Annotated in this window: 5 protein-coding genes; 3 read left to right on the forward strand and 2 right to left on the reverse strand. The window is 73.9% G+C overall.

Features of this window, described 5'->3' with window-relative positions; genetic code table 11:
- Positions 1–39: 39 nt before the first annotated feature.
- Both mycP and eccB read right to left on the reverse strand, forming a co-directional pair.
- Entirely contained in the window at positions 40–1293 is a 1254-nt protein-coding gene (gene mycP, locus AB0M97_RS28750; RefSeq protein ID WP_365963901.1) for a type VII secretion-associated serine protease mycosin, read from the reverse strand.
- A gap of 14 nt (positions 1294–1307) precedes the next feature.
- Positions 1308–2831 carry a type VII secretion protein EccB gene (gene eccB / locus AB0M97_RS28755; protein ID WP_365963902.1) on the reverse strand — a complete coding sequence of 508 codons (1524 nt, stop codon included), beginning with the start codon at positions 2829–2831 and terminating at the stop codon, positions 1308–1310.
- A 198-nt stretch (positions 2832–3029) separates the two neighbouring features.
- Between eccB and eccE the strand changes: the two genes are divergently transcribed.
- The 3 genes from eccE to AB0M97_RS28770 all read left to right on the forward strand — a co-directional run bounded on the left by eccE (position 3030) and on the right by AB0M97_RS28770 (position 8617).
- Positions 3030–4352, forward strand: coding sequence for a type VII secretion protein EccE (eccE, locus tag AB0M97_RS28760; RefSeq protein ID WP_365963903.1), 1323 nt, complete (start codon positions 3030–3032; stop codon positions 4350–4352).
- A 47-nt stretch (positions 4353–4399) separates the two neighbouring features.
- Positions 4400–5131 (forward strand): hypothetical protein, encoded by a 732-nt coding sequence (locus AB0M97_RS28765; protein ID WP_365963906.1) that lies wholly within the window; start codon positions 4400–4402, stop codon positions 5129–5131.
- Positions 5132–5491: 360 nt separating this feature from the next.
- Positions 5492–8617 carry an SCO5717 family growth-regulating ATPase gene (locus AB0M97_RS28770; protein ID WP_365963904.1) on the forward strand — a complete coding sequence of 1042 codons (3126 nt, stop codon included), beginning with the start codon at positions 5492–5494 and terminating at the stop codon, positions 8615–8617.
- Positions 8618–8755 lie beyond the last annotated feature (138 nt).

Genomic DNA, 8755 nt, shown 5'->3' on the forward strand with positions numbered 1-8755 from the left:
CACTGTGTGACAGCCGAACCGGCCGCCATCGAAGCACTGTCATCGGTCGGCCGCACCCCGGCGCGCCCGCCGGCGGGCATCCCTGATCGTCACCGCCGCTCCCGCGAGTCCCGCCACGAGTGCAGCCGCGCCCACGGTCACGTACGTTCCCAGTCGCGCGTTGCGTTCGTCGGGTGTCTCGCCGAGGTGGAAGGCGGCCGGTTCCGGGGCATCCGCCCGGGGCATGCCCTCGCGCGGGGCCGGTGCCTCGATCGGGTGATCGTCGTCGGTCAACGCGCGTACCGGGTCGACGACTCCCCAGCCGACCAGGCGGTCGTGGCCGGGGGTGGTCCGCTCCGCCGTCTGCTCGATCTGCGCGACGATCTGGCGGGCCGTCCACTGCGGATGCTCGGCCTTGAGGAGGGCGGCGACTCCGGCGACGTACGGCGCGGAGAAGCTCGTGCCGCTGTCGGAGCAGTGGCCGCCGCCGGGGACCGTGGAGATCATGTCCACGCCGGGGGCGGCGACGTCCACGAAGTCGCCGGACTGGGAGAACGGGGCGCGCTCGTTGTTGCGGTCCGAGGAGGCGACCGCGAGGACGCCCTCGTACGAGGCGGGGTACGTCTTTTTGTCGTTGCCGCCGAGGCCGCCGTTGCCGGCCGAGGCCACCACCACGATGTTCTTGGCCAGAGCCGTGTTGATCGCCTGCTGGAGCGAGGGGTCGGGCTTGACCGCGTTCGACGTGTCCTGGGAGATGTTGATGACGTCGGCGCCGGCCGCGACGGCGTGCCGGACGGCGTCGATCAGCGTGTCGACGGAGCCATGGCCCTCCGCGTCGTTCTGCTGGACGGGGATGATGGTGGCCTCGGGCGCGAGTCCCACGAAGCCGGTGCCCCTGGCGGGCCGGGCGGCGATGATGCCCGCGACCTTGGTGCCGTGTCCGACGGTGTCGGTCGTGCCCGTCTCGTTGCCCCGCTCGACCGGGTTGCCGTCCTTGTCCTTGAGGTTCTCGGGCAGGAGGTTGCGTCCGCTCCTCACGTCGACGGCGTCGGTGAGTTGTGGGTTCCTCACGTCCACACCGGTGTCGATGACGGCGACCCGTACGCCCTTGCCCTTGGTGCGGCTCCACAGTTGGTCCAGCAGGACGCGCTGCAACGCCCAAGGGCGGCCCGGGTACGTGCCGTTGGGGAACGAACACTGGTCGGAGTAGGCGGGATCGGCCGCGGCGGCGGGCGGTGCGAAGGCCACGCCGGTCGCGGACAGGGTTGCCGTGGCCGCGAGGAGGCACGCGGTGGTGCGGTACGGGCGTGGCATGCGCGTCCCTCCGCTCAGGAGCCCTGCGGCTGGCGTGCCTCGGCCGTCGACAGGCGCGGGCCCGTGGGCAGGAACTGCGACCAGGCCGCGGGGATCGGTGCCGGTTGGACGTCGGCGTATCCCAGCCGCGTCTGTGCCTGCCTGGCCTCCTGCTGCTGTTGCTCGCGCTGCTCGCGCGAGGTTCCGATGCCCGCGTCGTCCGTGGCGCTGTCCCCGTTGGACTGCAGGACGTAACGCAGCCCGGTGTCGGTGACGAGGAAGACCGGGCCCGCCTTGGTCTCCTCGCCCTTGAACTGGCGGTAGAGCTGGCCGGAGCCTGGGGTGACGTACGCGCTGGAGGAGCCGGCGGGCAGCCTGGCCGGGAAGTCCGTGCCCGCCCAGGTGCCCAGGGTCGTGGCACCGGAGTCGGCGTCGACGTCGAGCAGGACGTTGCAGACCGTGCTGCGGCTGCCCTCGGTGCCGGAGGCGTCGTTGACGGGCACGGGGTCACCCGTCGGCCAGCGCTCCCCCGTGCCGAAGGGCGTGCCGGGGACGATCGCGCCGGGGCTCGTCCCGCGGGCCTTGCCGGCCTGGCCCAGGACTGCCAGGTCCTCGCTGAACAGCAGGAGTTGTGCGACGAAGGCGGAGATCGGCGCGACGCGTCCGGGCAGGACGACGTAGTGCTGTTCCTCGTTGTTGTCGAGCGCCTTGAGGACCATGCCCACCCGGTTGGCCGTCTCGTCGAGCCGGCCGGGTGCGCCGGCCGGGGTGCCGGGCTCGCCGTGGACGGCCGGGAAGGTGATGGGGTCTCCCTCATGGAGGGTGGCGAGCCACTCCTTCGACACCGGCTGCGGCGTGCGGTCGGAGCCGACGATCGCCCGCAGGAGCAGTTCGTCGTCGCCGTCGACCGCATATGCCCTGCCGGTGCGGTCGACGACGTACCGCGTGCCGTCCGGGCCGATGACGTACAGGAGTTGGCCGCCGCGCAGCCGCTGCTTACCCTCGGTCTTGCTCATGTCGCGGTCGTCGAGGACCAGGGCGGCCTTCTGGACGGAGCCGCCGCCGGCGCTCGGACGCTCGCACAACGCCCAGCGTTTGGCGCCGCCCGCCTCGGACGCCTCGGGGAGGCGGTCGGGGGCGTATGGGATGCCGATCGTCACGCCGTGCGGGATCCTGCCGCTGTCCAGGACCTTCTCAGAGACGGTGACGACCTCGCGCCGTCCGGCGTCGAGGAGGAGTTTCGCCGACGCCATGTTGAGGACGGGGTGCAGTTGCACTTCTCCGTGGGTTTTCAGGACGACGTACCGGGTCGTGGACTCGCTGGCGACGATCACCTTGGCGTTGGGGGTGTCCCAGCCCTTCGGGGCGGTCGGCTTGAACATGCCCCAGGCTCCGAAGACGGCCATGACCACCACGCCCACGATCGTGCCGGGCAGCACCGCCCTGAGCGGCCGGGGCGCTCCCTCCTCCGAACCGGCGGGGGCCGATTGCAGGAACGCCGCCACCAAGCGGTGCTTCGCAAAGGTGTAGGCATTGAGCTGGTCCCGCCGAGATGCCATCGGTGCCTGTCTCTCCCCGTGTTCTGCCGTGACCGCGCAGGGGGCGACGCCGTCCCCCGCCCCGCCGTTGTCGGACCGGCCCCCTACTATGCCTGGTGTCACGGGGGCTCGCGGGGCGGGTAGGGTGCCTTGGTCTTCAAGTGCCTTGTGCCGTGCTGGAACAGCGGCGAGTCGTCAGCAAGTCGGGGGGACGGAATGATGACTTCCGGAACACGTGACCGGACACGGGGACGGGGCTCCTCGGCGTCCCCGGCGGGGTCCGGGCAGCGGCCGTGGGCTCCCGGCACGTCGTCCCGGGAGCCGGTCGCCTTCCACCTCTCGGCACGTTCCGGCCAGGGTGGCGCGTTCCGGTTGCAACGCCTGGTGCTGCTGGAAATCGCGGCCGCCGCGCTGCTGGTCGGCTGGGCGATCGGGACGGAGGCCCTGGTCGCCGCTTCCGTGCCCGCGGTCGTGCTCGTCGTGGTGTCCTTCGTCCGCCGTCGCGGGCGCTCGCTGCCGGAGTGGTTCGCCGCGGCGCGGACCCTGCGCGCGCGGCAGCGGCGGGCCGGTGACACAGCGCTGCCGCCCGGCACCGAGCCCGCCCTGGCCCCGGCGTTGGAGTGCGATCCGAGCCTGCGGACCTCCACGCACGCGGGACGCGACCGGCGGCCGGTCGGCCTGGTCGGGGACGGCACGTTCGTCACCGCGGTCCTTCAGGTGGAGGCAGGTACGACGGCACTGCGGGCCGGGCGCGACCGGCAGCCGCTGCCCCTCGCGTTGGTGCGGGACGCCCTGCACGTGGACGGGATCCGGCTGGAGTCGGCCCAGATCGTGCTGCACACCCAGCCCGCGCCCGCGCTGCACCTGTCCCAGCAGTCCGTGGCCGTCGCCAACTACCAGCCGTTGCAGGAGCTGACGGGCACGCCTGCGGTACGCATCACGTGGATCGCGCTGAAGCTCGACCCCGAGCTGTGCGCGGACGCGGTGGCCGCGCGCGGCGGCGGACTTCCGGGGGCGCAGAAGTGCGTCGTCCGCGCCGCCGACCACCTCGCGAGCCGGCTGACCGGCGCGGGATTCCGCGTGACCCTGCTCGACGAAGAGGAACTGACGGCGGCCCTTGCCACCTCGGCCTGCGCCAATCCCCTGGTGACGGCGGAGGCGGGCCGCACGGGGATGCCGGAGCGGAGAACCGAGGAATCCAGCCGCAGTTGGCGCTGCGACAACCGTCGGCACACGACGTACTGGGTGCGCCGCTGGCCCCCGCTGGGCGGCACAGGGCCGTCGCTGCCTCAGCTCGTCGCTCAGGTGACCGCCGTACCCGCCCTCGCCACCACCTTCAGCCTCACCCTCGCGCCGGGAGACCGGCAGAGTGTCCGGGTCGGCGCCCACCTGCGCGTGACCGGGCGCAGCGACAACGAACTCGTCGCGGCGCGGCAGGCGTTGCAGACCGCCGCGCGGCAGGTCGGCCTCGCGCTGTCCCGGCTGGACCGGGAACAGGTGCCCGGCATCCTCGCCACCCTGCCCCTCGGAGGTGCCAGGTGACGCCGCCGACCGGACGGACGGCCCAGCCGGACGCGGCCCCCGGCCCCCTGCCCTCCCCCGGTGGGCGGGTGCGGGAGTGGGCGCGCAGGGGTGCGGGGCTGCTCGGCCCGCGGCACGAACGGCACTCGGTGTCCGCGGACCAACTGGACACGCTCGCCCTGCCCATCGGGGACGACGGCGTGGTCATCGGTGTGGACTCCGAGGGGCAGCCCGCCGTGCTCGGCGTCAACCGGCCCACGCCCTACGACATCGTCCTCATCGGCGGGCTGTGGACCGCGCAGGTCATCGCCCTGCGAGCCGCCGCGACCGGCGCACGGGTCGCCGTGGAGACCGGACGCCCGCAGTCCTGGGTGCAGATGGTGCATGCCATGGGCGGCGGACAGAACGGGCTCGCGGTGTACGACGTCGGGCGCGTCCCGCCACAGGGCGCCTCGGCCGGCACACCGGTGCTCGTGGTGCGGGACTGCGGCATGAAACCGCCTCGCGGCAGGGTCGTGTCGGGACCGTGGCAATCGGTGCTGACCCTGTTGCCGTATCTCAGCCCGGCCGCCCCCCGCCTGGTGCGGCAGGCGCGGCTCACGGGCGTTCAGCGTGTCTCACCGGACGAGGCGGCGGAGCTCGGGCGGATCGTGGCCCTGTCCCGGGTCGAGGTGGAGGCGCTGCCGACGCTCGTCGACGCGATGACCCTGTGGTGTGCGGGTGGCGACCGGCAGTACGTGCTGACCCGCCCCACGGACGTCGAGATCGGCCTGCTGGGCACCCCCCGACGGATGGATTGACGCGTTCGGCGGAGCGCGCGTCGGGTGTGCGCGCCCCCACAGCGCGAGCGCGCGACCCTTTCGTCCGGGTTGTGGGGTTAGGTGCCGGGAAGCGGGGGCGGGCGGGCCTGACGGGGGTGGGTCCCGGATGATTAGGCTGGGATCGGGCGCGACGTCTGAACCCGTGGACCCGGCGTCGGCGTCCCAGGGGGAACCAGCGGATCGGCGGACCTCGGGCGAATTCGTACGACTTCGGGCGGCTTCGGCCGACCACGAACGGCTTCGGCCGGCTTCGGACAATCGGACAACTCGAGCGACTCGGACGAGGACCACGGTCGCCCCGGCACGGCATGAGGGTGCTCGACCACACCAGGAGGAACTGTGAGCAGCGATCGGGACGGGAACCGCGGGGGCTGGGCAACACCCGGCGATGACCAGCCCGACGTGGAATCGGCCGTGGAGGCGACCGGCGAGTTCACCATCGACTACGCGCCACCCGCCTGGTACACGCAGAACGCCTCCGGGGGACCGGTGTCCCCCACCACCCCTGAGCCGCCTCCTGCCGCGCCCGCGCCTTCCGCGCCGGACGAGCCGGTGGCTCCGCCGTCGTTCCCTCCCTACTCGCCGCCTCCACCGCCGGCCGCCTCGCCGGGGAGTGCCTCCGACGTGCCGCCGCCTGCACCTTCCGCACCGCAGTCGCCCGTCGTTCCTCCCCCGCCCGCCACCCCCTACGTGCCGCCTCCGCCGCCCGTCGGCGGGCCGGTCGCGGTGCCGGGGCTTCCGGCCGACAGCGGGTTCGAGCCGCAGGCGCCCGCCCGGCCCGCGGACGAGGGCGCCCACGCCCCGGAGACACCCAGTGCGCCCACCCCCGCAGCCGCCGATTCCCACAACGGTGACCTGGAGAGCGGTGCGACCATGCAGTTCTCCGCGAGCGCCTTGAAGCAGGAGATTGCCGAGCGCGCCGCCGAGGTCGAGGCGCGGCTGGCGGCTGCCGACGGCAAGGACGACGTGGCCGCCGCCGGTGCGACCACCGGTACGGCCCCGGAAACCGCCGGTACGGCCTCCGAGGGGGACTCGTCCGACGACCGCTCGGACTCCCCTGGCGCCACGGCCGGCGACGGCGACCCCACCCAACAGGACGACGACGCACCGCTGGGTGCCGTTTTCGGGGGCGACTCGTCGTTCGGCGGCGAGGGCGACGCCCACCCGGCCGCGGAGACCGACACCAGCGATACGAGCGACCCGACCGACGCGGAGGACGCCGGGGATCAGGACTCCGGGAGCGCCGCCGCCGACGCCCCGGCCTCTGACGCTCCGGCCCCCGATGCCCCCGACGCTGCCGGCCCCGACGACGACCACGCCGAGCCCGCCTCGACTTCCACGTCCACTTCGGCGTCCGCGTCCGCCTCCCCCGACGGTCAGGCCCCGGCCGGTGAACCCCGGGGCACCGTCCCCCCGGCCCCCGTTCCGCCCGCGCAGGACGGCGTGCCGCCCCTGCCGCCCTCGTACCAGCCCGCCGCTCCCGCGCCCGCCCACCAGTGGCCCGCGCAGCCGCAGGCACCGCAGGGCGGTTACGGCTTCCCGCAGCCGCCCGCGCCGCAGGGACAGCCGCAGGCCGGGCAGCCCGGCGTACCCCCGCAGGGTCAGCCGCACGCTCCCGCGCAGCCCCAGCCCGCCTTCCAGCCGCAGGCCCCCCAGCCCGCGCCCGCCGCCTGGCACAACCCGCCCGCCGGGGCGCCGATGCCCCCTGCCGCCGCCCCGCAGCCCGGGTACGGCTTCCCCCAGCCCGGCACCCCGAGCGGCCCCCACCCACAGGCCGGTCCGCAGGCAGCGGGCTACGGCTTCCCCCAGCCCGGCGCCCCCGGCCCGGCACCGCAACAGCCCTCCGCCCAGCAGCCCGCCCCGGCGCCGGACGCCCAGGCCGGTTACGGCTTCCCGCAGCCCGGCACTCCCGGCGCTCCCGGCCCGCAGGACGGCTACGGCTTCCCCCAGCCGAACCCGCCGCAGGCCGGTGGCTACGGATTCCCCCAGTCCTCCGCCCCGCAGGGCCCGCCCCAGCCCGGCCACGGTCAGCCCGGCATCCCTCAGCAGGCCCAGCCCCAAGGCCCCCACAACCCGCAACCGGGCCAGCCCCCGCACGCAGGACACCCGGGCCACCCCGGTCAGCCCCCGCAGGCCGGCCAACCCCCCCACCCCCCGGTCGACCCCCGCACCGGTACCGCCTGGCCGCAGGCCGTCCGGCACGATCAGCGGCAGCCGACCAACCCCGGTGCCGCGCCGCTCGGTTACACCGCTGCCGTCGAGCTGTCCTCCGACCGGCTGCTCAACAACAAGAAGCAGAAGGCCAAGAGCAGCCGCCCGGCGGCCGGTGGGTCGCGGTTCAAGCTGGGCGGCAAGAAGGAGGAGGCCGAGCGGCTGCGGAAGCTGGAGCTGATCCGCACCCCCGTGCTGTCCTGCTACCGCATCGCCGTCATCAGCCTCAAGGGCGGCGTCGGCAAGACGACCACGACCACCGCGCTCGGCTCCACCCTCGCCAGCGAGCGGCAGGACAAGATCCTCGCCATCGACGCCAACCCGGACGCCGGTACGCTCGGCCGACGCGTGCGCCGCGAGACCGGGGCGACCATCCGTGACCTCGTGCAGGCGATCCCGTACCTCAACTCGTACATGGACATCCGGCGGTTCACCTCGCAGGCGGCCTCCGGTCTGGAGATCATCGCCAACGACGTCGACCCGGCCGTCTCGACGACGTTCAACGACGAGGACTACCGGCGCGCGATCGACGTGCTCGGCAAGCAGTACCCGATCATCCTCACCGACTCGGGCACGGGTCTGCTCTACAGCGCCATGCGCGGGGTGCTCGACCTCGCCGACCAGCTGATCATCATCTCCACCCCGTCCGTGGACGGGGCCTCCAGCGCCAGTACGACGCTGGACTGGCTGTCCGCGCACGGGTACGCCGATCTCGTCTCGCGCTCGCTCACCGTCATCTCCGGGGTCCGCGAGACCGGCAAGATGATCAAGGTGGAGGACATCGTGTCCCACTTCGAGACGCGCTGCCGGGGCGTGGTCGTCGTCCCCTTCGACGAGCACCTGGCCGCGGGCGCCGAGGTCGACCTCGACATGATGCGGCCCAAGGTGCGGGAGGCGTACTTCAACCTCGCGGCCATGGTCGCCGAGGACTTCGTCCGCCACCAGCAGGCCCACGGCCTGTGGACCTCCGACGGCAACCCGCCGCCGATCGCCGCCCCGCCCATGCCCGGCGCGCAGTACCCGGGCCAGCCCGCGCCCGGGGCGCACTACCCGGGTCAGCCCGCGCCCGGCCAGCCGTACCCCGGTCATCAGCCGGCCCCCGGCCGGCCGGGGCACTACCCCCAGCCCGGCCCGTACCCCGAGCAGGGTGCCCAGCCCCAGCAGGGTGTCCAGCCCTCGCAGGACCGGCCGTATCCGCAGCCGGGTCCGGGGCAGCCGTACCCCGGGCAGAACCAGCCGCCCGGACAGCCGTGACCGACCCGGCTCGACTCCCGTTCTTCGAAGGCCCGCGCCCCCTCGGACGCTGTTGGTTAATCCGGGCCGTGATGCTTCGCCCCGTCGAGTTGCTCGGCGGGGCGAAGCCTTGCGAAGTGGCTGGTGCGGGTGCGGGCC

The organism is Streptomyces sp. NPDC051207, from assembly GCF_040682395.1.
Taxonomy (GTDB): domain Bacteria; phylum Actinomycetota; class Actinomycetes; order Streptomycetales; family Streptomycetaceae; genus Streptomyces.

What these genes read in the sequence shown, in the direction of transcription:
- mycP (WP_365963901.1), bottom strand. Translation starts at nt 1,293, where the DNA reads ATGCCACGCCCGTACCGCACCACCGCGTGCCTCCTCGCGGCCACGGCA.
- eccB (WP_365963902.1), bottom strand. Translation starts at nt 2,831, where the DNA reads ATGGCATCTCGGCGGGACCAGCTCAATGCCTACACCTTTGCGAAGCAC.
- eccE (WP_365963903.1), top strand. Translation starts at nt 3,030, where the DNA reads ATGACTTCCGGAACACGTGACCGGACACGGGGACGGGGCTCCTCGGCG.